Here is a 23,707-nt window from a genome sequence, read left to right as displayed (position 1 = left end):
TTCTATTCCTCTGCTATTATGTTATTATAGACAACACTTACACCTTTAGGAGACTCAGGAACGCCTTGAGAGACCAATTTATTCTTTACCTCCATAGCTTTTGTTCTAAGATAATTCAAATCTGAAATTGATGTAGAATTAGCTATTATCCTAAAGATATCTTTAGGACATTGAGCAACCCTTGAATATTTTACTATTTTAAAGCTAAGACGAACATCATAAACCAACGTGTATAAGATACTTTTGTATTTCAACAAGCCATTTATGCCATACATATCAAACACAAGAATTGCTAATGATTTATATAGTTCTCGTAAATAAGTGTCCCCAGTCCGCCACCAGTATGTTTCATCATTCTTGCATGTTCCATAATAATAATCTCGAAATTCTTTCAATTCTAAACATTGTTCGTTATTTGTTTTCAAATTAAGAAATAAGAGTTTATATATTTCAATATAGTTATCAATGTAGTCAAAGAATAACTTTCCGTTTACAATTATCTGATTGACTGAACAAAAAGGATATTTATCTTCTTTTCCCGGAAGTCTACTTTTCAACCCCTTGATTTGTAACCCCTTTTCTGAGAAAAGCTCGTAAAACACTTGCAGCCATAAAGTATTGTGCATCGGTGAAAGTTCAGGATTCCTGTCTTCAAGATTTATACCTTTAAATTCATTTATATGCTTTTTAGTGAATGACCACGCATCGCAACCCTTACTCCAGATACGGGAACGATAAAGATGCTCGTTAATAACCTGTCTTAACAAATTGCGAACTTTGTCGTTTGATTCAAAGTTTGTAGATGATTCCCAGCGTTGATCACATGCTACCTTAACATATTCACAGTCCTTCATTGCTCGTATGTGATAGGCTTTCAAAAGATTATAAGCCTCCAATTCCTTACCTTTACCATTCTGAGAATCAAACATTTGAAAAGCCTCTGATAGGTATTGATCAAGAACTACAATTTGTACAACTTCGCAACAGTTAATCAGATATTTCAAAAAAACGTCACGGTCTCCATCAATCTTATTGGTTATCCACTTTTTTATTGCTTTATTATTTGTATTTATATTCTCAACTGATGACTGATGGTAAAATCGAAGGTTGTTATCATTTATGGAATTTCCTATATTTAGGTTTTTTATAATTAAGAGTAAAGTTGTAAGGCGCTGTTGCCCATCAACGATTTCAAAATTACCATCAGACATTTCATGAAGGATTATGCTTCCGATTCGATATTTGCTCCTTTGATTCGTCCAATTATTATAAATATCTTCCAATAACTGTTCAACATTACATGTGGTCCAAACATATGGGCGCTGATATTTAGGAATGGATAATTTGCTAAAAAGAATATCTTGGACATTTACTATATTTGCAGAGATGTGTTTCATACTTACCTCAAAATGTTCGTTTTGCAATCAATTATCTGTCTATTACTTCCATCATATTACTTCTTTGTACACAATTTCTCGTAATTTGAGAAGATTTTTGGATGTATAGAGTTAAATTGCCACCTAGGTATTTCTCTTTTACCTTCATAGTATTCATCAATAAACAATTTAAAGCTACTAAGGTTATCAAAGCTAAGGAGATCCTTCAATGAATCAAAATATGCTTGAGACTGAGCTCTAAAGAAAACCTCAAAAGGACGCCTTTGGTATTCAGCATAGATAAGCGTTTGTGGCCACCATCTTGTATAACTTGTATCGTAGAGATGTTCTGCTCGTAAGAAAAGAATATAGTCCGCTTGCATTATAGAATTGAAATCTATTTCAAGATGCTTACACCTTTCTTTTAACAATGTAGCATGTAGTGAAAGTTTATTAAGCCCCAACCTGCTATTCCGATTGCCTAAAGATTTCAAATAATTGCAAAATATAAGAAATGCAGGCAATTCCGTTCCATAACTATCTTCATTTTCCATGTATTCTTTTGCTAAGAATTCATCTAGTTCCTGAAACTTTTCGTATTTGAGCAGTACAGCAACGTAATACAAAAACAACTCATTGGCTATAAATTTAAAGATATCATTATCATGTTCATAACCTCTGTGTAATCTAAAATAAGGAATTAATCTCTCGAAAAAAGCATGGAACCTTCTGATTCTCAAATCATCAGAATACTGACACAAAGTAATACAAATAAAAATAAACTCATCTCGTGCCACTGTAAAAGAGTTAATTCTGTCAATTAGAATATCATCATATTCCTCTGGCTTTGCATCTATTCGAAACCTCTCTATATTCAAAGAAAAAGAAGATAGATATTCATCTAATGCACCAAATCTATAGGGTTTAGCCTCTTTGATACCAGCAATTATTCTTTTGGCCATTAAGGAGGTGCCTAAAGATATTCCACTCTGCTCCTCTAAAAAAGCTGGTCTCTTCCCTAGTGGTGGGCGCTTGTAAAGGGGTTTATCATAGACCCATCGTAACAACAATTCAAAGCTATCAGCGTAATTTTCAACATTACAAAAATCAATATACTTTCTAGTGTTGTAGTAAATAGGTAAATATGGTGCTCCCAGTTCATCTCTCTCAACGACTAGAGCTACAAACTTCTCCTGCTTCTGATTTTTGTAAATTTCAGGAGATATTATTTGAGTTTCGGTACCAACACCTCCATCTCTTTGATTTGCCTTTTCTGCATATTTTTTATCAGAGATTATAAGCACTTTCTTAATATCTGGATCACTTACCATCTTTTCCATAAAAGCATAAGAGTCGTGACCTTCTTTTAAGTCCCATTTATCTAATACCACATGAATCCCATTTTCCACTAATTCCTCAGCAAGGGTTAAAACCCAATTCTCATGATCTTGATCAGTCCAACAATAAGAAATAAACAATTTTATCGTATCGTCTCCCATAAGTATACACTAAATGATAACAACTCAGAATCTTTCTCAAAAAATAGTATGTGCGTTTTATGTTTTCTCCTGTCCATGATGATAAATATAACAGTCACTATCGATGGTATCAATTACAGTATAGCCAAGATTTTGGAGAACTTCTTTCATAGATTGTGCATCATTTACACAATTACTTAATTCATCTCTTGTGAAATAATCATTATTTCACAAGACAACTGCAATCGTTTTCATAAGTTTTTTATTCTTGAAATTCTGTCATAGGTGATTGGCTTATTATACGTTTCAGGGAAATTTATAATTCCATAATCCAGCATTTCAAGCAATTGATCTTTAAAATGATGAGAAATAACAAAATCATCAGCATAAAATTCATCAGTCATCCAGTTAGCATTTGGATTCATAGTGTGCCCTATTTCATGTAATAGAACAGCGACTGTATGTAAACACCCTATTTTGATAATAAAATGTATATCAAAACTAATAACAATGGATGATTCAGGTATTTGAACAGCAGAAATTGAAGCTGGAGAATACATTGGTAGAAAGAATATATTTTTTCTTACCATTTCTTCTAATGTAGGGATATCTAATGCTTGTGCCAATATTTGATAGGCGTTAAAAGTACGACCTTCTTCATGATGCTTTATTCTCATCAAAATGCCAATACCATGGTCATTTAAGAATCTACTATGTAATAGCTCACCCTTCATATTATTCTTCTCTATATTCATATCTTTTTCAAATATATGTATAATTATAATATGACGAAAGACAAATGTCATTTTTTCTAAGGTTCAAAGACAGGAAAACTCTGGTATCAAACTCAATATCTATAAACAGATTATATAGTGTCTCCATCTCCTATGTAACCTTTTAGAAAATATAACTCTTTTAGAATAACTATCTGGAATTCAAAATCACATTTCATAAAAGGATTACATAATATTTTTGCTTTCCGAGATTTTCGGGTATTTCAAGTGGACTTACTAAACTATGGGAAAGTTAGTTCAGTTAGACATGCCACATAGTAATCTTTCTCACGGGTTGTTTCGGTACCGAAAACTACCATTGGGAAAATCGTTCTCAGTTTCTTGGCCTCTTAGATATTTTGGGCACTCTTCTTAATTTCAGTTGCTCGTTCTTGGTTTTGGTTTATTTCGCTCATATCGAATTTTTATAATCTATGTGCCAAAGGATAGAGTAATCAAAGAGATTTGGTTTTTACATCATCTTAATTATCAGATAAAAATCATACCTTTGAAGAATGTTAAATTATACATATTCTAATTTAACGAGATAATACTTCAGTATAAACAGACAATTATCAATAATGAGAACATTTTATGATGTAGGAGATGCATTATTTGCTGTAGAAGAAGTTTCAAATTTATTTTTTGTATATGATTGTGGTTCAAATAGTAACAATCAAGCAAAAGCGGCTATAGAGAGGGCATTCCCTGTCCAAGGCCAGACTGTTGAAGCCGTGTTTATTTCTCATTTTGATCGGGATCACATTAATGGAGTACATTTTTTATTAAGTCACTGCAAGGTAAAGGTGTTAATTCTTCCATTGTTGCCACCATTTGCAGCTTTCTATTTACTTCATGAGAATGAACTTAGTGATGAAGATCGTGATTTTATATTAAATACTGTAAATTATGTTGGCGAGAAATCTCGTGATACAAGAATAATACACATTTTGGATTCTGATGAAACAACTAATTCTGATCAAATAAGTGCAAGCATAAGTGATTTGGCTAGTAAAAATAGTACGGTTGAAAACTATCCTTCTGGATTAAGAATAAACCTCTACAGTGAAAATTGGATGTTCATACCTTGGAATATTCAAATAATGTCTGAAGACCAAAAGAGACATTTCATAGACAAGTTTAAATCATTATGCATAGAGAATGATATTGAGCCAGAAGACATACAGGGTTTGTGGAAAAAGATTGAGCTCTGTGAAGATTCAGGACCTCACAGAGATAACATGCTTAAAAAGGCTGTAGCTGATTTTATTGAAAGACTAAAAGGGCACGATATAAACTCTTTAAGTCTTACTCTATATTCTGGTCCAATTGAACCCGAGTTTGCTGGTAAAATAGGCTGTTTATATCTTGGAGATTATAATGCTAAAAAGTTTTTCAGCAAACTTAAAGATGCCTACAATAGTGTATGGAGTTCAATCGGTTTAATTTTAGTACCTCATCATGGGTCTCCTGAAAATTATAATCCAGACTTAATAGATGAAAACACCCTTTCAGTGGTATCCTTAAAATTACCAGCCACGAACAAAAAAAGATATAATACTCTAAACGAAATCCTGCAAAAAAAAGGTATTATACTTGCCACAGGATATCGTGGTGACGTAAAAATAACTCATATGGTGTTGACATCTAAAACTGGGACTTTTCACAAACTACTCTTATGTGATGATAAGGGCGAATGTTATTATGGAGTGATGTAAAAATAAAGAGGACGATTTTCAATGTCGTCCTCTTTTCAATATGAAAATCTCATTAAATAGTATCCCCATCTCTTATGTAAATAAATAGAATATGTGAACTTTTAGAACTAATCCTTTAATATATAGAGGTATTCTGTTCTAAAAGTTTACATAATATTTAGCTATTTTGTATTTGAGGACAGCAACTTCGCTGTCTTTTTAAATCAAATAGCTTATGAATACAGATTTCAACACTTTTGATGAATTAGTTACAGTAGCTTCTCAATACCTTCAGAATTTGGGAAGATCCAAGGAGTCAATTAGAATATACCTCTGGGCATGGAACCGTTTCCGGAGATATATGGATGAAAATAAAATCCATGATTACACGGAAGAAGTCGCTATGAAATATATAAAAGCGACCTATGGACAATCTGAGATATCTAATCTAACCCACTATCAAAAAGATCATCTTCGACACTGTCTTTGCCTGATTCAGTTCAACGAAACAGGCGAAATCCCTATTTATATCAATCGAAAACCTCAATATCAAATTGGATGTGCTTTTCGTCCAATTATAGATGAGTATCTTGATTATAAAAAATCAATGCGGGTTTCAGAAATTACATTGAAAGCGCATAGATGGCATCTTTATCAATTTTCTGATTATTTAGAATCAAGGGACGTATATTCGATTTCTCTCTTATCTCCATTGGAATTGATGTATTATGCTTCTGATATTTTCCCAAATGAACCGGCATCCAAAAATCAATCGCTCATAGTTGTCAGACGTTTTTTGAACTATCTTTTTGAAAAAGGATATATTAAACGTAATTTATCCCAAGTAGTTCCTAAAGACAATTATCGCCAGCAAGCAAAGCTACCATCTGTCTATACAAAGAAAGAGATCAAAACTATCCTCTATTCGATAGATCGCTCAACTTCAATAGGAAAAAGAAATTATGCAATACTTCTGCTTGCAGTCCGCCTTGGAATGAGGGCTTCAGATATTAGTGGCCTTGAATTCAATCACCTGAACTGGTCAGGCAATCAGGTTACTTTTACTCAAAAGAAAACTGGCAGAGCGATTTTGTTGCCATTACCATCTGATGTTGGTGAAGGCATTATTAATTACATTAAAAATGGACGTCCTATATCGGAAGAAAAACGTGTTTTTTTGAGTCCTCGATTCCCTCATAATCCGCTACCTTCAGAAGCTATATCTCACATGACCCGAAAGATTATTGCCACATCAGGGGTAAAAATTGGAAACAGAAAAAGTGGTCCACATGCTTTACGTCATACAATGGCAAATTTTATGATAAACGAAGGAACCACTATACCTATTATTGCAGAAGTTCTTGGCCATGCCAGCGTTCAAACATCAATGAACTATCTGAGAATCGATATTGAATCCATGAGACAATGCGCTATGGAAGTCCCTCTGGTTCCAGTATCGTTTTATGAACAGAAAGGAGGCAAGTTTTATGGCTAATTATAATATTAAAAACTATCGCAACAGTATTCTATCACCATTTATCCGTGATTTTATCAGATTAAAGAAAGGGCTTGGTTTTAAAGCTGAACGTATTGAAACTGGTTTGTGGGCATTCGATACTTTTGCCCACAATAAAGGCAACCAGGAAATAGCCTTATCTAAAGAGCTTGTCGAAGAATGGTGTGCAAAACGTCCAAACGAAACAGTGACCACATGGAGCCACCGGATAAACTATATACGTCAACTCGCAACTTATCTTTACAATCTTGGATATGACGCCTACATACCAGTGTATCATCATGCCCGACGAGAAACTGTAGTACCATATATTTATACTGATGCTCAACTGGAAGAAATATATAACGCTACTAATATTCTTGTACAACAACGTCATCATCCCGGTTATTGTCTATTCTCTGTTCCTGCATTGATTCGTATGCTTGCAGGAACAGGTATAAGGCTTGGTGAAGCTGTTAATTTACTGGATAAAGACGTTGATCTCGGGAATAACTGTCTCATATTGAGGGATACCAAAAACGGCAGAGAACGTTTAGTTCCAATATCTGAATCATTATCTGAAGTATGTAGGCAATACAGACAATATAAATCCCTTCTTCCATATATCCATAGCAATACATTTTTTGTTAAACTAAATGGCACTAAATGCACAAACGAATCTTTTGGACATTGGTGGAATCAGATTTTAAAAATGGCTGGTATTCCGCATCTTGGTAAACAACGAGGGCCCAGGATACACGATCTCAGACATTCATTTTGTGTAAAGACAATGGCCCGGCTTGCAAAGCAGGGTAAGGATCTTTACCATATTATGCCTATTCTTTCTATGTACATCGGTCATTTATCTCTAAAAGCAACAGATAAATATGTTCGATTAACATCTGAAATATTTCCCGAACTGCTGAGTCAGACTGATAGTATCTGTACATATATTTATCCAGACTTTAAACGATTATAAGTTATGAAACCGACTAAATTTGCAAAATACTTAACGGATTATCTTACCGTATATCTTCCAAAAGAAAGAGGATATTCCATTAATACCATAAAATCCTACCGGGATAACATGATGCTTTTATTGAACTTCATGCGAAACAAACATCATGTAGGAGCTGATAAAATAGATTTCAAAGATATAACACAGGGACGGATTATAGAATATCTTAATTGGCTTGAGTGCGAACGTAATAATTGCGTGTCTACCAGAAATTCAAGGCTTTCATCATTACATGCTTTTTTCCGTTTTATGTTATATCGCTCACCCGAACATCTTCACGAATGGCATAGGATATTAGCAATTAAAGTGAAAAGAACCCCAAATGCCAAAGTCGTCTATTTAACCTCAGAAGGTATAAAACTTCTTCTTGAACAACCAGATACAACTAAACCGAAGGGGCGTCGGGATCTGGCGCTCTTGTCCTTGATGTATGAGAGCGCAGCTCGTGTACAAGAGATTGCCGACTTAACTCCTTCAAAAGTACATTTTGGAAAACCGACAACACTTAAAATTACGGGAAAAGGAAACAAAACCCGTATAGTTCCTATATCAGAAAAGGGAGCTAAACTTCTCAAGAAGTATATGGAAGAGAAAGGATTACTGAATAACTGGGCTAATGAACAGCCTTTGTTTGATAATGGCCAAGAGGATAAACTATCCAGAATGTCTATATCTAATATCGTAAAAAAGTATGCTGATATTGCCCGCAATCTTAATCGATCTGCTATACCGGAAGGTGTTAGTCCGCATTCTTTGCGACATTCCAAAGCTATGATGCTTCAGGAATCAGGTATTAATTTGATTTATATAAGAGACTTTCTTGGCCATTCATCTGTAACAACAACAGAAATATATGCTCGTATTAGTCAAAGGCAGAAGATCGAAGCTATAGAAAAGACCAGTCTTGCTCCAGATGTGGATTCTCTTCCTATTTGGCAAAAAAATAAAGGACTTCTACAATGGCTTGAAAGCTTGGGATAAATAGAAACACTCGTAACTAAAGAACAAAACTCAATAGATCATAATTTAATTGACCTATTGAGTTTTCATTATTATTTTACGTGTCTAATTAGACTTTCTTTTTCCATTCAATTACGGCAAAATTGCCGTTTGATTAAAGTAGTTGTTATAACTTTCGTTTCTATTCTTATGATATATTATTCAATTCTTAGCCAATTTCAATATCCTGATTGCCCCTCTAATAACAATAAGGAATACAATACTACCAATTATAAGGTCAGGTATCTGATTGTTTAACTGCCACACCAAGAATCCCGCAAGAATAACCCCCGCATTGATAATCACATCATTAGATGAAAAGATAATACTTGCCTGAATATGGGCATCGTTGCTTTTTGTCCTTTGAAGCAAAAGCAAGCATATAACATTAGCTATCAATGCAAGTACGGATATACCTATCATTGTTTGAAAAACAGGCATTTCTTCTGCACCTGTAAACCGCCTGATTACCTCAATAAAACCGATTGCAGCCAGAAGTATCTGAAAATATCCGCAAATCATGGCTACACGTTTCTTACGGCTTGCGGCAGCACCCACAGCAAGCAGGCTTAACCCATATACAAAAGCGTCGGCAAGCATATCGAGGCTGTCGGCAACCAATCCCATAGATTTAGATATGATGCCCGTTGACATTTCGATGAGGAAGAAACCGAAATTTATAGCCAGTACAATCCAAAGGACTTTACGCTGTTTATTGTCTTCATCTGCCTGAATTTCTCCTGTTACTTCTGTACTTTCAACAAAACGTGAACCGAGATTCAAAGTAGCAAGCTGCTGTTCTATTGTCTGATAATCGCCAGTATGGTAAACGGTCAGTATTCTGTCTTTCAGGTCAAATTCCAGTTTGGCGATATCCTCTATGTCTTGGAGTTTCATTCGAATGAGGTTTTCCTCACTCGGACAATCCATTTGTTCAATTTTAAAAATTGATTTTTTCATTTACAATTTAATTATAATCCCGGCATTCAGGACAAAACCGTCCAACGGTGCGTAAATATCCCGAAATTCAGGGTTAGTCATCGAACCTGTATGAATGGAGTCGAATCTTGTTTGCCGTCTGTCGGTAAAGTTCTCAAAGTTAGCATATATGGAGAACTTTTCCCAAATCCGTTGCATCATTAATCCGCAAATAAGGTAATCTTTTCCTTTCTTACCGTCATTCAGATTTTGTTTTCCGGTATAATAGGCTTCCAATCCGATTTTCCATTTATCTTCCACCTCATACATTAAAACAGAATTGATTTTGTGTTTCGGGGTTAAGGTTTTTTGGTAGCTTCTGCCATCTTCCTTTACTTTAGCGTCGGTATAGGTATATCCGAGAAATAGACCGAAGTCCTTATACTTTATTTTCATATTGGTTTCAGCCCCTTTACTATCCACATGACCGTCTATGTTGTTAAACTGCCAACGGTTATTATCCACAGCTTGCAGTTCAAGCGGATTTCTCAGGTAAGTATAAAAGAATAACTGGTTTACACTCAAATAAACTTGGTCGCCAAACAAACCTGTTTTATAAGTGAAATCCACATTTGCCCCGTAGCTTCTTTCCAGTTTGTTATTATCATCATTTATCGGCAAGACATTCTGAAATTGCATACGTTCGCTATCTTCTGAAAAAATGGTAGGTGCTTTATATCCGAAGCCACCGCCAACACGGGACGAAAATTTCTCTGTAATCTTGAAATGTGAGGATATACGGGGTAAAACCGCAAAACCATAATCGGTTATATAATCGGTACGCAATCCGCTTTCAAGGTTCATCCAGTCCGTTACTTTCGTATTGTTCTGTACAAATATGCCTAAAGTAGTCATGTTGTAGTCACGCAAAGGGAAATCTGTCCGTTTTTCTTCGGTAAACTTATCCGTCCATACATTCGCACCAGCTACCCATTCCGTCTTTTCTTTTGTGTGTATAAAAGATACTTCCGAGAAAGACGATAACTGGTCGCCGTCAAATTTAAAATCAGGTATTTCAATCTTACGAGTGAAATAAGTAACGCTATTCTTCACATTCAATTTGTTTTGTTTGTCAAAACGATGTTCGAACGTAAGTTGACTTGAGTGTCTTTGCGTCTTGTTTCTTTCAAAATAAGAATGTTCATCATCCCCTTTACCCTTTACATATTCCATATCACCGCCCAAACGGTTTTCTATCATGGAATTTATACCGAAATTAAAGTCTGTGTTTTCAGATAAGTATAAGAATAACTTAGGATTAAATACAAACCTGTCGAACTTTGGTATTGCCGTAAAGCCCACATCAGATGGGTCATAAGCCCAGTTGCGGTTATACGAGGCAAATACGGTAGTACCTACCTTATTGAATTTCTGACCGAAAAAGCTGTTTACATCAAGTCCTTTGCCTGTTGTCCCATTCAGGTGTATTGAAAAATCCCTTTCCTTTTCGGGTGTTTTAGAAATAAGGTTTACCAGTCCGGCAATCGCACCCCCACCATATAAGGTAGAAGAAGAACCTTTTATTATTTCCACTTGCTTTAAATCGAGCGGGGGTGTCTGTAATAAGCCTAATCCGCTTGCTGCACCCGAAAATACGGGGAAGCCGTCTTTTAATATCTGTGTATATCTACCGTCCAAGCCCTGAATACGGATAGACGAATTACCCGATATGGCAGATGTTTGTTGCGTCATAATACCTGTACTTTCATTCAGAAGCATACGTATATCTCCGGGCTTCATTACTCCTTTTTCGCCTAATTCTTCGGCATTGATAAATTCAATGCGGGTAGGAATATCTTTAAAGGTACGAGTTCCCCTTGTGGAAGAAACAACTATTTCCTGTAATGTTTCTTCGTCCGCTTCAACCCTAATAACGATAATCTCATCCGAAGCCAACGGAAAAGTAAAATCTTTTATGGTCTTTTCATAACCCACATAAGTGATTACAAACCTTTGTTTACCGTCAGGAATATTGGAGAGAACCGCTAATCCTTCTGTATCGGAAGTTGTACCATTCGTTGTGTTTTGAAGTACAATATTAGCACCTATTAGTATTTCTTTGCTGTCACAATCTATTAGTTTAACCCTAAGTGTGTTTTGTGCGAATATATTGGAAAGGCTGAATGCTAAGAATAGCATCAGTATAATTTTTGATTTCATTATGTTTATTGTATTAAATCTTCAATTAGAAATAAATGAATTGAGTATTACAATAATACAAAGAATGTATTATCGTAAAAAATGTAGGTCATATTCACAGTGACCTGTATAATAAAAATAAGTTTATGCTTTTGGCGGTTGCCAGATTGAAGATTTATAATCAGGTAGATTGTTGCTTTCTATATAATCTGATTTGTAATCAGAAACTAAGTTGCTCTTTATACTTATAAAATTATAGGAGCGTGCTTCGGGAAATCCGGAACAGGTGTTGCAATGTAGAAATGGTGAACAACAACTGTCATCAGAACAGTCTTCACAACTATTACCCATGTCATCGCCTGTTTCAGCAGTTTCGGCATATACAGATAAACACTTATCCTCCAAACAGCAAGGCATTACTGATAACAGCAACACACTTATGGATAGTATGAGAGATAAATATTTCATGCTGCAAAGATAGTTAATTCATATTGAAATACATTAAAAGTCTGATTTTTTTTTAAAATTGATCTACATCATCATTAATTTAAAATATAAGAGATTGATGAGAATGGAAGATTTTTATGATATCTGCAAATTATTCGGAAGAAAATATATGAATACGTTTTTAATTCGCATGTTTGTGAATGATAATATTTTGCATTCATTAGATATTATGCAAACTTTTAGAACAGAATACCTCTATATATTAAAGGATTAGTCCTAAAAGTTTACATATACTATTTGTTTACATAAGGGATGATATGACTATATAGACATACCATCCCCAATTTGAATATCAAATGGATTCAAATCAAACTCATGTGTAATATCCGTGTCATCTTGCTTGGATTCCATTCCATCTTCAGAGAATATACACCCCTTCAATGTTACAGTGGTGGTTGTCCAATCATCTGAAGCCATTGGATTAGCAAAGCTAATTATCAGATCAAATTCCCCAATATCCATTAATGAACCATAAGTACTACGTAGCATTTGCTGGGTAGCATAGTCCATCGTAATGGATGCTGAATAGGTAATATTACCAAAACCTCTCGACACAGGCTTACCACCCATCCCGTAGTTACTTTCAATCTTACGTTTCTTATTCCACTTAATACCACTAACCCCTTCAAGTGTGGTACTTCCTTCATCAATCCCAAGAGCTGTTGAAGACAGGGTAATCATGCTCCAACTGTAGGCTACATTGTTTATTATAGGCATAATCTATTTTATTTATCAGTTAGAGAAAGTCCTTCTTCCACATATATCTTCACGGCTACCCCAACCGGTACGATTACATACCCGATCTTCAGCGTATCATTCACAAGTACATTTTGACTGGGATCGATATTGACCGCATAACCAGAAATTTCCTGGTCGGTTTTCATCTTATTCAGGATATCACCAATCAACGTCTTAAATGCTGTAATTTTAGAAGCTGCCAGAAAACCGGTAGCCGGATTAACCATCAAAGGTGAGTTCACATAAGGGAGTAAGGCTTCACGTACTTGCCTGCGAGATTTGTTAATCGTTCTGTTACGAGCTATTGTTCTGAAGTCTGCTGATGAACAAGTCTGGTCCTTAGATATGTATATCCCATTTTCTCGTCCTGAATACTTAATCGGAAAAATGTAACCCTTGTCATCAAGATCGTCCAGTAACACTGGAGATAGAGATTCATACTGGTTCAAGCTGATAAACTCATCACTGACATCCAGATTAATATCTCCAAAACCTAATTCTATACTTTGGAAGTCATCATTGAACAAATTGAATTGTTTTACCCAAGCGATCGACTCATGAACGTTCGCTTTAGCGATTGACCCCATTACAGCACCCAAAAATCCCGGAGGTGTATGGTTTACATTTCGCTTCTGCATGAGCGAAACTATTTCATTCTGCGCCTGACCAAAAATTACAGATACACGACTGGCTTCGCAGATACAACTCGGAATTTTATTCAGGTCTATTTTATTGCCCTCTTCCGAACGCGCTCCCGTATTAGATGGATTGGCATACAAAACAATCGATAAGGGCTGATTCTGTTCAGCCAGTGCAACTGCTTTATCATTCAACCCTTTTACCAGATTCAAATTATATTTCTCTGCTGCTCCATTGATTTTCCATAACGGTTGTTCGGTCCAGATACCCATTTGATTGACAGTCCCTCCGGACGCCCTCTGCATTATCTCCACTGCATCCCAGTTTTCACTGCAGTCGGCGAACATAATGTAAAGTTTACCATTGCCATCAATATTACCGGATGTGCGAAAGAACTCCCGGATATGATAAGCGGGAATACCGTGTAAGAAATTCTCATTCTTTTCGTTCTCCTCATTGACCGTTATCCGTTCAATAATTCCGTAATCTTTGATTGACTGTTTACGATTGGTGATATAGATAACGTCGTTGAGTGCCACCTTGCCTTCGTTATTTTTACCATAACCGGTCGTAAAGAGATCCGGCTGCAGTGAGACGTCAAATAGTAATCCGGTAACCTTTTCATTTCCTGCATAAGAGTTACCAGGCAGATTACCATCGACATCTTTTATGAATACATTTCCTAAAGCCATGGGTTAGTTCTTTTCAGGGTTGTAAAATGGATTTTCATATAGGGTTGCATCCCCACGAATGACTAAAGCTGTATCTGGAGTAAATACTCCACCGTGTTTGTCAACAAACAAAGTCTTATAGCCTGTAAAGCCTTTCAATATGTCCTTTACATGAGCAGGAGCTTCTATTGAAGTGTCTGCTACTTGTGTGGTTTTCTCTTTGGTTTCCGAATTGGGATTGTTTTGAACTGGAGTTTCGCTTACCTGTTCTTCGGTATTTATCTTTTTTGCCATTTGGTTAAAGGGAAAAAAGGGGAAGGGACACTGGTTCCGCTCCCCCTTTAAAGGTTAATACTAATGATGATTAAGGTGCTTTCTTATATGCAGTGTGAACAACTATTTCGCCAGGACGGACAATATTGACATCCATTTTCATACGCATCTGAAAGAAGAAAAGCTCTGAATTGGACTGCAAGCGATCCACTTTCAATATCTCTGTATCATTTGCGTAATCTACACCCATCCACAGGTTGCTATCCATTGAATTTGAAAACTGTCCTAATACGATAGTGTGTTCTGGAATACCCACAATAGGGATAATCTTCTTACCTTTGAAACGGTAGCGGTTTACCTCGCTATTCTCGCTATACTTTACCTGTTTATCGGAAATATATTGGTCATAAGCATCCCATGCATCCCAACCGATCACAAAAACCAAGTCTGATTTCTTACGAATAGCCTTTGGACATTTTTTCCACATCGTGTAGAGTGCGTTCTCTACAGCTTGTCCGTTGCTAAGTTCTGTATTGCCGGAAATGATTACCTGACCACCAGCAATGGTTTCGGCGTCAGTAGCATAAGCATTGTCAATTGCACGTTTAATAAAGCCGTCAAAATACTTCTCCTTATTCTTACCGATAATAGCACTATCGGCAGGAGAAATGATATTTGAAGCTGCTGAACCTCCAATACATGAAGTCCAGATCGCATTACCGATATACTCATTCTTCTTTTCAATAAGCAAGCGAAGCATGACTGCCTGGATTCTCGGGTCAAGTTCACGAAAAACCAAATTTCCATCCGGTTGTGCGAACTTCCAATATTTTTCATAATCACGAGGATTAAACTCCAGATAAACCATGAAATCCTGTGGAATCAAGTGTCGGGCAGTGAGTTGGTACTCATTCTCTCCACTAGGACCTTTAGAACCATGTACGCTGGTGGGGACAGGATTGTTATCCTGAATAACATCTCCTAATTTGATGGATGGGAGTGTATACTTGTATTGTATTCCGCTTTTGATGTAAATCAACCCTTCTTTATAGGTGTCGTTACCTTGAGCGGTATAGGTAAGCAGATCTTCTAATACTTCTCCACCATACCCGTTTTGCAAAATGCTTACTGTATTACTCATTTAATAGTTCTGATTAAAATTCTGTTAGAGCCTTAATCTGTACTACCGTATTGGCTTTTATTACGGGTATGTGTCTTTGACGGACACTTCAATTTATATTAGGATGGATTTCCTTAGAAAGTTATTTGAGTTTTTTAAACTCAAACTTTTCACCGACCACTGTAGATACTTTATCAGCCATTAATTGTTCAGCAGTTTTGGCTGCTTCGGCAGCTGCCTTTACATTTTCCGGATCAGTAGCAATCTGTTGAGTGATTTTCTCTGGCGCCGGAATGGAAGACAGCGTCTTTTCAGCCAATTCGTAATTAGCCTCGGCCATAGCAACCCATTGTTCTTTAGAAGCCTGATCAATCTTACCTTCCGTAATAGCGCCATCCACCAATGTTTCTATTCTGGCCTTCTTCTCTTGCGTTTCCTTAGCTTTATAAGCATTGACCACAACAGTAAGGTCTCCATTATCTTTTTGCAGATTCTGGATAGTGGCATCTTTGCCGGCAATTACAGTCTGAGCATCTGTCAACTTCGTATTAGCTTCCGTTAGCTTGGCTTCTACAGAGAGTAATTCTGAAATGCGAGACATTACATCTTTTACCTCGAAATTATCTTTAAAACCAAGACTGGCTGCAACAGCTGAATATTCATGGTTATTTGTTACTTCGGTCATATTTTTATTTGTTTTTAGGCTTTGATTAAGACTAGGGGTAAACTGAGAAAAGTGTTTATTTTTAAGTTCAAGCATATCAGCCTGAGCACATATACGGGTCATCATAGATTGGATGTCTGATGCTTCTGTGAGATTTAGTAATTCATTTTTGACCTTCTCGCAGAGTTGCTTATTGGTGTGTAGAATGTTCTCAGCAGGAATTATTCCGGCTTTAACAGCAGACTTCGCATCGAAAAAGGTACCATCATTTCCGGCCTCTCCATCCATAATCCTTTCTACTTCCTCTTTCTTTAACCCGAACCGTTTGCGATAAATGGTTTTGATCTGATTTATAAATGCTTTGACTAGTTCGAACTCTTTGGAATCTTCCACACCGGGAAGAAAAGGATTGTGGATATTCAATATAGAATAATCCCACATCAGAGACCGTTTTCCTGCTGCCCAGATAACTGACCCCATAGAAGCAGCCATGCCTTCGACAATACATTCTGTATCTACAGTTGAATTTTGAATAGTGGAGTATATAGACATTCCATACAGGACAGAGCCACCTTCTGAGTTAATCAACACACGAATCAGTTTGGGACGCACGTAGTTTTCCAGATAATCAAACTCTGCACAAAATTGGTTGGCTCGCTCTTCATTGATTTTTCCAAAGAAGCGAATTGTTGCTACTTCACCGTTCTTGACCTCGCCAATGATATTTTTAAATTCTTGAGTCATTATTGCTTTTTATCAAGAATAGAGACTTATCGCTAAAGATGTTTTTATTCAATCTCGGATAGGGCTTCTTCGTCATTGTCTTCTGAGTCGGTGCCAACTGATGTCGTATAGTTGCTGGCTTGATCGTAAGTCGGAATCTTATGCCCCATGTGTCCATCTTTATCATGCTTTGGTGCATCATCGTGATCAGTAAAGGGAGGCATAACTAAATATCGCTCCACCCAGTTCTTATAACGCCAGGCAGACATCTCACGGAACCAGACTTCATAATCAACCCAGTAAGCCTGCAGCATATTGGTAGTGGTGGGCATATCAAAATAGGTCAGGTTGCATCGCTCGTTAAGTGCAGGTTCCGTATTCTTGGCATCCTGGATGGCAACATTAATTCGTTGAAAGATCAGGAATGGATCACACTCCCGTTCCACATCCTGATTATTGAGGGTATTGAGTATAAACCGGATGCGTACGGTTGCACGACCTTCACCGATACGTTGCTGTTGAACCAAGTACCTGACATTGATAAAATGAACAAAAATGGCAGGAAACTCCGTCTCGAATTCTGTATTCTCACTGCGGGCAATACGAGCAAACTGTCCGGTATCAATTGCTATAGTTTTAAAAAACGGTGGGCTCTGTGGGTCATCCGGATTTTCCCGGATAGTTAACAGAGCACGCTTTACAGCATTATATATTTCTACAAACGGGTTGCTGGTCACCACCTCGGGTAGCACTATTTCTTGCTCGGGATGAGAAACATCTTCCTGTTGTATGTTTGTTGGGGTCTTATCTTTAAGCATTTCCTGGGAATCCTTTAAATAATATGGGAATGAATTTCTCTATATCTCGATCCAATACTTTACTGAAACCGATAAATTGACGCTGAACGGGTTTGCGACTGGAATATTGGTTCACTGTGAAATTAGAATAGCGAGGGTCAGTATTGTGAATAGCCGCATAACGCTTATATCCTTTTGACTTTCCACGTTTCCCACGAATAGGCAAGCTGCGTTCATCTGTGTATATATTATACACACCTCCCCGTTTAAATAGACGTTTTCTTGCATCAGTCCATCCGGTCAGCCGAACTTGTCGACCTTCCCCTTTGATGGCTTTTCGGAGTGTTCCCGTATCAGTCATAACAGGATGGGTAAATTTTTTCCCCCACTTGGACTTACGTGCCTCCCACTTCCGGCCCGATTTATAAAAACCTCCTGTAATGAATGAGGTAGCAAAAAAACGTTTGGAGTAATTCCCTGCCAGTGTGGTGAATTCAAATACATTGTACTCAAAACGACTCACGATCTGTCTGGAAGAAGCATTCTTTGTCCATTGGGCGACAAATTGGTCAAGAGTTAGTTTGCTCATGATAATAATAGGCTGATTTAATTTTGTTTATACACTCTCGAATCTTACGAGGCAACTTTACACTGAAGTATGGATGAGCTAAAGAGAATATTCTACCACCTGTTGCCAAACTCTCGGAGAAAACCGGATTGACATGACCGTTATAGCTTTCAGCCTTTATTGAACCATAAATTCGCTGTATTTGATCGCTGAGTAAATAGCACCTGCAGCCATGTTCAATAGGTGGAATCAGTCCGGGTGGAAAATCTTTTTTGGGGAAGCTTATGCCTTCTAAAGAGAGATGCCAGGCACGAACACGCTCATCACCTTGGGTCATATACGTCAGGATAGAACTATCCGGCATTCCCAACCAAAAACAGGCAATGGTAGCTGCATGAAGAACATCGGCATTTTCCGTTCGAGCATAATCCAAATTGTATTTCCGGAACGTTGTTTCGTATAGGTCTTTACCTTGCAGATACCTTTCCTCCGGTAATTCTTGCATCATCTTTACCTGCCCATAAGCGGCAAAATCAACCAGATTGTCTATAGCGGCAATGAGGATTTCAAGTTCAGCTTTCTCTCTTTCTGTAATATGATTATTGTGTTTCTTTAGCAAAGAAAGAGCCGTATCGAAATCAATTCGTAATCCCTCCAATACCCGGTTGATAAGAAAAGATGCACGAAGCGAGATTATATCCTCCAGACATTCATAACTCTCAATGCCATCCTCCAAAGCATTTAGCAATTTCCGAAAGCCTGCAAATAAGAGATTATACTCCGTTACATCTCTGTCATTGCCCGATTCTGTTATTTTCCGGTTAACTACATCCGCATGTTTGGGGAATGGAAGCAGGATGTCTATTCCATTCCCCGAATAAAATTTGAGACATTACTTCCCCGGGTATGCCCATAACGCTTATAATACTCTTCATCTGACATTACATGCTGGTCGTTAGAGCCTATTCCCGTTAATCCGGTAGTACCACTGAAACTCATCACATTCAACTGCTTCCCTACATGAATACCAAACTCTTTTTCAATCTCATCGGCAGTGACCTCGTACTTATCTGTGATAAGGCCATACAGTTTAATACGATCTTCATTGTTCATCTCAATCCGATTGGAATACTTAAATTCCAACCCGGACTCAATGTATCCCATATTGATTAATCGGGGAACAATTTCTTCGTTCATGATATTTTCAATAAAACGGCGATAAACCTCAATTCGCTCCCGGAAAATATCCTGATGGGCTTTAGTGGAACCCACATAAGATTGCATACCACCAGCCATGGACTCAGAACCCAAAATCATATTGGAGACTTCATTATTCACAAATTCAATCAAACTGGTATAAATCTTCTCCGAGTTGGACATGGTGAATGTCTTAATGTCGATCTCATCATCCAGTCCGGTAACTATAACCTTGTTCTGGGCAGCATTAGCGATATCATTGGCCAAACGTTTACGATCATTGTTACTTTCCGATACAGTCTTTCCATGGATAATGGGCTGGGCGTACGTGTGAGAGAAATTCACATAATTTGCTACGGTAAACTTCTTAGCTAGAATTAACGGTGTTGTTGCAGAAAATAAACCGATATCCCCAGTGTTGACAAGCACATAATTGCGTTGATAGGTTTGACTTCCAAGGTTCCAATGGGGATGCCAAATACCCTGACGCTTAACAACTACCTTCTGATCGGGAAGTACATTTCTACGCTCAACTATGTTCACTTCAGCCAGTTTTCCTGTACGGGGACAAATTGCCGGCAGGATTTCAAGCAAGGTGTAACCAAACAACTTCGCCTCTACAATTCCACGGATAATCTTATCAAACTGGGAACCTTGTATCTTTTGAGTAGCCTTAACGTCTTTAATATATTTCCCTTTGTCATTGATGCGGGCAAGCATATACCGATCTCCTAAAATCTGACTGAGCAAAGTTTCTATCACAGCCCGAATATGAGCATCTTGCTGAAGACAGGCGTCATAAAGGTCGATTAATCTTGAACGATCATCCAATACTGTGCCTAACGACAGATCCTGCCGGACAGACTTATAACGGTTGTTTCTTTCGACCTCTCTTACATATTCCTGAATAGTCTTTTTACTGGTCCGAAAAATACTTTCAAGCAACTCATGATTAAACCTTCCTTGGGTATGCACTTCCTTCATCAACTTTTTTGAAGAATAGCTTTTTTCGTAAAGTTTTGTTTTATTTCACAGGCAAGGTATATACAGAGAATATTCGATGTTTATAGCTGCATTTTCAAGGAAAAACAAGACACTACAATATACAGACTTTTCAAACACAAGTCAATACATAATTAATATATAACTACCTATTAATCAATATGAATTAAGCAAAATACAGTGTTAATATTATCTTTATTATATATAATTATAACATTATTTATTCTATATTTGTCGCCAAAACTAAGGTTAATCAAATACTATAATGAAAAGAAAAAAAATAGCTCCTTGTAATCATCTTGAATATCAAGAATTTAAAAATTTAAAGTTTGGAAAATCGTTGGAAGATGACTTGTTTTATTTTGATGCTACCACGTATTTGGAAGAAACGGGAAAAGTAAACAAAGATGCAATTGACGGTTTTATAAATTCAGCATCTACCTTGTTGGGGTCATTATGTGATTATTATTCGATCCCCGAGCAGGAGATAGTCGTGCAGGAAAGCAAAACAGGACATGTTTTGATGGAGGAATCCTTAGCCTTACCTTTTCTGGCCTATTTGGATCCATACTTTATGATTTACCTGATTGAAAAAATATCTGAGTTACTAAAAACCGGATTTTCAGTATCGGACTCCATGATTGCATATCTGGCAGTAAACAGACTCAGCAAAGATGACTTGAATAAACTATATCAATTTGATCACGATGGGCAAGTCGATATATAAAAAAGCAAAACATGTATTGGTATTTAATGGCGCACAAGTATTAATAGCCATTGTGCGTTCACTTCGCAGTGCATCCGAACTGACCGGTGGCAACACACAAGCCATCTCTTTTGTATGCACTGGAAAATATATATCAACTGGTGGCTTCTATTTTCGGCATCTCCATCCGGATATCCTGATAGAAATCAGTGATTTAAACACACTGAAAATACAGGAGTATGACAAGATGTGTGGAGAAGAGCGAAAATACCATACGATCAGAGAAATGGCCAAATTAAGAAATGAACAAATTAAACGTATAAGAAGATGAAACCATTTAATAAGACGATCTTATTTCAAAAGGTACCCATACATGTCAGATATGACAAAGAGGGTTACGTACAATGGCTGTCTTTATCCGATTTATGTCGCATACTACAGAGGAACGACAAACAGGATATAGAAAATACAGCGAGATACTTAAAAAGCAGTGCTAAATTCCCAATATACACTAATGGGCGCTTGTACTGGTTTATAGAAGTTTACGACGTCCAATCTTTAGCAAAAAGAGTCGGAAAGGAAAACAAGAAGATTGCTAAAGTTTGCGAAGAGCTACTGGAATGGGCAGGAGCACTACCTGTAAAAGCTCAGTCCCAACACATCAGGATTATTAATAAACTGGAAAAAAGAAAGGAGGAAGAAATATCAAAGAAAGAAGAATCGAATGACTTAATTCTACTCCACTATCAAGATCGACAAATATCGGTCAAGTCGGATAATGGCGCCACTTATTTCAATGCTACAGAAATGGCTAGATCATTCGGGAAGACACCTCGGGATTGGCTCAACTTAGCGGAGACAAACCGGTTCAGGAATTCGCTTATTGAACAGGGAAAATCTGAGAACCTTGAAAATCAGGTAAAAACAAGCAGGGGGGCCATGGGGGTAACCTGGATAGAGCAACACCTGGTCATGGATTTCGCACGGTGGTTGTCGCCGGAATTTTCTATTTGGTGTAATTCCAAGATGGAAGAGTTGCTGACTACCGGTATGACAGTACTCAATCAACCCGAAGAACAGGTGTTTAGCACATCGTATGGAATACAAAAACAGGTTCCGGCAACCTATAAAGAAGCGTTATTGCAGATTATAGAACAAGAAGAATATATTGAAAAACAAAATCAAAAAATCGAAGAAGACAGGCCCAAAGTAGAATTTTATGATGATTTTATAGAGAACAGGGATAGTTTTAAAACTTCTATCATTGCAGAGGAGCTTCGAATTTCAACGGTTCACCTTTACTCATTCCTTCGTGAAGAGAAAATAGTCCGGTGGAATGGAAAATATTATGAAGCGTATCCTAATTATAAATCTCTCCAAGTGGATCACCCATATTACTGGACTTACCCCAAAACCGGAAAGCTGTACCAGGTTGGAAAGACTAAACGATGGTCCAAAATCGGTAGAGAATTTGTGTTAGACCTGTATCGTAATAAACATAACTAAAATAAATTACAAACTATGAAAGCAAGAATAGTAGCAATCAAAGTAACAAGAGAAGGTATTGAAATTACCAAATTACCTAATGAAGAAACTGAAGGGATAATAGAAAAAATAATCGGAGAGGAAGTTGAACTGCTCAGGAGTAAAATGGCTAGTAATGAGTTGCTAAAGGAGGAATTTTACAATGAAGATGAACTATTAGAAAAAATCTCTAAGAAATCCGGCAGAGAAAAAACAGAATGTAGTTGTGATGATTGTAAAGAGCAATGTAAGACTCCCTGCCTGGGAACACCAAAAGATATACTTAGGCTGATTGATGCCGGATTCATAAATGAGCTTAAGAAAACTGTTTGGATGGTCGGGGCTACACTAGGAGAATGTCCGCCAATCCCCATGATACAAATAAAAACAGAAAACGGAAGATGTGTTTTTCAGCGAGAAGATGGGCTTTGCAAACTTCACCCTCTGGGACTTAAACCGATGGAAGGGAAATTATCATACCATACAATAACAATGGAAACCTTTGAGTTCGGAAAGTCAATTAGTTGGAATGTAGCACGACAATGGGCTGATCCAAGAAACATACCGGTTGTTATACTCATTCTGCACAAACTCAGTGAGATGGGGAGAAGAGATTAAGATTCAT

22 protein-coding genes and 1 pseudogene are annotated in these 23,707 nt (G+C 37.0%); 8 read left to right on the top strand and 15 right to left on the bottom strand.

Features of this window, described 5'->3' with window-relative positions; translation table 11 throughout:
* Window positions 1-2: 2 nt before the first annotated feature.
* The 4 genes and pseudogenes from D0T87_RS02365 to D0T87_RS02350 all read right to left on the bottom strand — a co-directional run bounded on the left by D0T87_RS02365 (window position 3) and on the right by D0T87_RS02350 (window position 3,609).
* Window positions 3-1,397 carry a DUF262 domain-containing protein gene (locus D0T87_RS02365; protein WP_163172482.1) on the bottom strand — a complete coding sequence of 465 codons (1,395 nt, stop codon included), beginning with the start codon at window positions 1,395-1,397 and terminating at the stop codon, window positions 3-5.
* 56 nt (window positions 1,398-1,453) lie between these two features.
* A complete protein-coding gene (locus tag D0T87_RS02360; RefSeq protein WP_203558587.1) occupies window positions 1,454-2,875 on the bottom strand; it encodes a toll/interleukin-1 receptor domain-containing protein in 1,422 nt (473 codons plus the stop codon).
* Window positions 2,876-2,932: 57 nt separating this feature from the next.
* A pseudogene (locus D0T87_RS25020) lies at window positions 2,933-3,070 on the bottom strand (caspase family protein); the annotation flags it as partial.
* 35 nt (window positions 3,071-3,105) lie between these two features.
* The gene (locus D0T87_RS02350; protein WP_163172480.1) at window positions 3,106-3,609 is read right to left on the bottom strand and encodes a hypothetical protein; all 504 of its coding nucleotides are present in this window, start codon (window positions 3,607-3,609) and stop codon (window positions 3,106-3,108) included.
* Window positions 3,610-4,208: 599 nt separating this feature from the next.
* Between D0T87_RS02350 and D0T87_RS02345 the strand changes: the two genes are divergently transcribed.
* From D0T87_RS02345 to D0T87_RS02330, 4 genes are all read left to right on the top strand, one after another.
* Window positions 4,209-5,345, top strand: coding sequence for an MBL fold metallo-hydrolase (locus tag D0T87_RS02345; RefSeq protein ID WP_163172478.1), 1,137 nt, complete (start codon window positions 4,209-4,211; stop codon window positions 5,343-5,345).
* A gap of 214 nt (window positions 5,346-5,559) precedes the next feature.
* Window positions 5,560-6,819 carry a tyrosine-type recombinase/integrase gene (locus D0T87_RS02340; protein ID WP_163172476.1) on the top strand — a complete coding sequence of 420 codons (1,260 nt, stop codon included), beginning with the start codon at window positions 5,560-5,562 and terminating at the stop codon, window positions 6,817-6,819.
* Complete coding sequence (locus tag D0T87_RS02335) at window positions 6,812-7,798, top strand: tyrosine-type recombinase/integrase (protein WP_163172474.1); 987 nt, start codon at window positions 6,812-6,814, stop codon at window positions 7,796-7,798. Before D0T87_RS02340 ends, D0T87_RS02335 begins: the two co-directional genes overlap by 8 nt.
* Window positions 7,799-7,801: 3 nt before the next feature.
* Entirely contained in the window at window positions 7,802-8,818 is a 1,017-nt protein-coding gene (locus tag D0T87_RS02330; protein WP_163172473.1) for a tyrosine-type recombinase/integrase, read from the top strand.
* A gap of 180 nt (window positions 8,819-8,998) precedes the next feature.
* On the opposite strand, the gene D0T87_RS02325 is transcribed toward D0T87_RS02330, so the two are convergent.
* From D0T87_RS02325 to D0T87_RS02275, 11 genes are all read right to left on the bottom strand, one after another.
* Window positions 8,999-9,796, bottom strand: a complete 798-nt coding sequence (locus D0T87_RS02325; protein WP_163172471.1) for a cation transporter — start codon at window positions 9,794-9,796, stop codon at window positions 8,999-9,001.
* Window positions 9,797-11,974, bottom strand: coding sequence for a TonB-dependent receptor (locus D0T87_RS02320; RefSeq protein WP_163172469.1), 2,178 nt, complete (start codon window positions 11,972-11,974; stop codon window positions 9,797-9,799). It lies immediately after the preceding gene.
* 747 nt (window positions 11,975-12,721) lie between these two features.
* A complete protein-coding gene (locus D0T87_RS02315; protein ID WP_163172467.1) occupies window positions 12,722-13,177 on the bottom strand; it encodes a hypothetical protein in 456 nt (151 codons plus the stop codon).
* A gap of 8 nt (window positions 13,178-13,185) precedes the next feature.
* Window positions 13,186-14,529: a DUF2586 family protein gene (locus tag D0T87_RS02310; RefSeq protein WP_163172466.1), complete on the bottom strand. Its 1,344-nt coding sequence runs from the start codon at window positions 14,527-14,529 to the stop codon at window positions 13,186-13,188.
* A 3-nt stretch (window positions 14,530-14,532) separates the two neighbouring features.
* The gene (locus tag D0T87_RS02305; protein WP_163172464.1) at window positions 14,533-14,802 is read right to left on the bottom strand and encodes a hypothetical protein; all 270 of its coding nucleotides are present in this window, start codon (window positions 14,800-14,802) and stop codon (window positions 14,533-14,535) included.
* A 70-nt stretch (window positions 14,803-14,872) separates the two neighbouring features.
* Window positions 14,873-15,922 (bottom strand): hypothetical protein, encoded by a 1,050-nt coding sequence (locus tag D0T87_RS02300; RefSeq protein ID WP_163172462.1) that lies wholly within the window; start codon window positions 15,920-15,922, stop codon window positions 14,873-14,875.
* A gap of 121 nt (window positions 15,923-16,043) precedes the next feature.
* On the bottom strand, window positions 16,044-17,309 hold the full coding sequence (locus tag D0T87_RS02295) for an ATP-dependent Clp protease proteolytic subunit (RefSeq protein ID WP_163172460.1): 1,266 nt from the start codon (window positions 17,307-17,309) through the stop codon (window positions 16,044-16,046).
* A gap of 44 nt (window positions 17,310-17,353) precedes the next feature.
* Window positions 17,354-18,106 (bottom strand): hypothetical protein, encoded by a 753-nt coding sequence (locus D0T87_RS02290; protein WP_163172458.1) that lies wholly within the window; start codon window positions 18,104-18,106, stop codon window positions 17,354-17,356.
* On the bottom strand, window positions 18,099-18,674 hold the full coding sequence (locus D0T87_RS02285) for a hypothetical protein (protein WP_163172456.1): 576 nt from the start codon (window positions 18,672-18,674) through the stop codon (window positions 18,099-18,101). The genes D0T87_RS02290 and D0T87_RS02285 overlap by 8 nt, the downstream gene beginning before the upstream one ends.
* Window positions 18,655-19,389 carry a hypothetical protein gene (locus D0T87_RS02280; protein ID WP_239063425.1) on the bottom strand — a complete coding sequence of 245 codons (735 nt, stop codon included), beginning with the start codon at window positions 19,387-19,389 and terminating at the stop codon, window positions 18,655-18,657. Before D0T87_RS02280 ends, D0T87_RS02285 begins: the two co-directional genes overlap by 20 nt.
* A 125-nt stretch (window positions 19,390-19,514) precedes the next feature.
* Window positions 19,515-20,834, bottom strand: coding sequence for a DUF935 family protein (locus D0T87_RS02275; RefSeq protein WP_163172454.1), 1,320 nt, complete (start codon window positions 20,832-20,834; stop codon window positions 19,515-19,517).
* Between the two features lie 283 nt (window positions 20,835-21,117).
* Between D0T87_RS02275 and D0T87_RS02270 the strand changes: the two genes are divergently transcribed.
* The 4 genes from D0T87_RS02270 to D0T87_RS02255 are packed head-to-tail and all read left to right on the top strand — an operon-like array spanning window position 21,118 to window position 23,700.
* On the top strand, window positions 21,118-21,579 hold the full coding sequence (locus D0T87_RS02270) for a hypothetical protein (protein WP_163172452.1): 462 nt from the start codon (window positions 21,118-21,120) through the stop codon (window positions 21,577-21,579).
* Window positions 21,560-21,889, top strand: coding sequence for a hypothetical protein (locus tag D0T87_RS02265; RefSeq protein WP_163172450.1), 330 nt, complete (start codon window positions 21,560-21,562; stop codon window positions 21,887-21,889). Before D0T87_RS02270 ends, D0T87_RS02265 begins: the two co-directional genes overlap by 20 nt.
* Window positions 21,886-23,064, top strand: a complete 1,179-nt coding sequence (locus D0T87_RS02260) for a KilA-N domain-containing protein (protein ID WP_163172448.1) — start codon at window positions 21,886-21,888, stop codon at window positions 23,062-23,064. The genes D0T87_RS02265 and D0T87_RS02260 overlap by 4 nt, the downstream gene beginning before the upstream one ends.
* A gap of 15 nt (window positions 23,065-23,079) precedes the next feature.
* Window positions 23,080-23,700: a hypothetical protein gene (locus D0T87_RS02255; protein ID WP_239063424.1), complete on the top strand. Its 621-nt coding sequence runs from the start codon at window positions 23,080-23,082 to the stop codon at window positions 23,698-23,700.
* The last annotated feature ends 7 nt before the right edge of the window (window positions 23,701-23,707 follow it).

The organism is Bacteroides sp. 51, assembly GCF_010500965.1.
Classification (GTDB): domain Bacteria; phylum Bacteroidota; class Bacteroidia; order Bacteroidales; family Bacteroidaceae; genus Bacteroides.
Note: the sequence above shows the minus strand (reverse complement) of the source record. Positions and strands in the feature narration are given on the sequence as shown.

Bases quoted from the DNA above. Each gene is read 5' to 3' on its own strand.
- D0T87_RS02315 (WP_163172467.1), bottom strand. From the start codon at position 13,177: ATGCCTATAATAAACAATGTAGCCTACAGTTGGAGCATGATTACCCTG.
- D0T87_RS02265 (WP_163172450.1), top strand. From the start codon at position 21,560: ATGGGCAAGTCGATATATAAAAAAGCAAAACATGTATTGGTATTTAAT.
- D0T87_RS02335 (WP_163172474.1), top strand. From the start codon at position 6,812: ATGGCTAATTATAATATTAAAAACTATCGCAACAGTATTCTATCACCA.
- D0T87_RS02360 (WP_203558587.1), bottom strand. From the start codon at position 2,875: ATGGGAGACGATACGATAAAATTGTTTATTTCTTATTGTTGGACTGAT.
- D0T87_RS02325 (WP_163172471.1), bottom strand. From the start codon at position 9,796: ATGAAAAAATCAATTTTTAAAATTGAACAAATGGATTGTCCGAGTGAG.
- D0T87_RS02310 (WP_163172466.1), bottom strand. From the start codon at position 14,529: ATGGCTTTAGGAAATGTATTCATAAAAGATGTCGATGGTAATCTGCCT.
- D0T87_RS02305 (WP_163172464.1), bottom strand. From the start codon at position 14,802: ATGGCAAAAAAGATAAATACCGAAGAACAGGTAAGCGAAACTCCAGTT.
- D0T87_RS02260 (WP_163172448.1), top strand. From the start codon at position 21,886: ATGAAACCATTTAATAAGACGATCTTATTTCAAAAGGTACCCATACAT.
- D0T87_RS02330 (WP_163172473.1), top strand. From the start codon at position 7,802: ATGAAACCGACTAAATTTGCAAAATACTTAACGGATTATCTTACCGTA.
- D0T87_RS02290 (WP_163172458.1), bottom strand. From the start codon at position 18,106: ATGCTTAAAGATAAGACCCCAACAAACATACAACAGGAAGATGTTTCT.
- D0T87_RS02275 (WP_163172454.1), bottom strand. From the start codon at position 20,834: ATGAAGGAAGTGCATACCCAAGGAAGGTTTAATCATGAGTTGCTTGAA.
- D0T87_RS02285 (WP_163172456.1), bottom strand. From the start codon at position 18,674: ATGAGCAAACTAACTCTTGACCAATTTGTCGCCCAATGGACAAAGAAT.
- D0T87_RS02320 (WP_163172469.1), bottom strand. From the start codon at position 11,974: ATGAAATCAAAAATTATACTGATGCTATTCTTAGCATTCAGCCTTTCC.
- D0T87_RS02270 (WP_163172452.1), top strand. From the start codon at position 21,118: ATGAAAAGAAAAAAAATAGCTCCTTGTAATCATCTTGAATATCAAGAA.
- D0T87_RS02300 (WP_163172462.1), bottom strand. From the start codon at position 15,922: ATGAGTAATACAGTAAGCATTTTGCAAAACGGGTATGGTGGAGAAGTA.
- D0T87_RS02255 (WP_239063424.1), top strand. From the start codon at position 23,080: ATGAAAGCAAGAATAGTAGCAATCAAAGTAACAAGAGAAGGTATTGAA.
- D0T87_RS02295 (WP_163172460.1), bottom strand. From the start codon at position 17,309: ATGACTCAAGAATTTAAAAATATCATTGGCGAGGTCAAGAACGGTGAA.
- D0T87_RS02345 (WP_163172478.1), top strand. From the start codon at position 4,209: ATGAGAACATTTTATGATGTAGGAGATGCATTATTTGCTGTAGAAGAA.
- D0T87_RS02365 (WP_163172482.1), bottom strand. From the start codon at position 1,397: ATGAAACACATCTCTGCAAATATAGTAAATGTCCAAGATATTCTTTTT.
- D0T87_RS02350 (WP_163172480.1), bottom strand. From the start codon at position 3,609: ATGAATATAGAGAAGAATAATATGAAGGGTGAGCTATTACATAGTAGA.
- D0T87_RS02340 (WP_163172476.1), top strand. From the start codon at position 5,560: ATGAATACAGATTTCAACACTTTTGATGAATTAGTTACAGTAGCTTCT.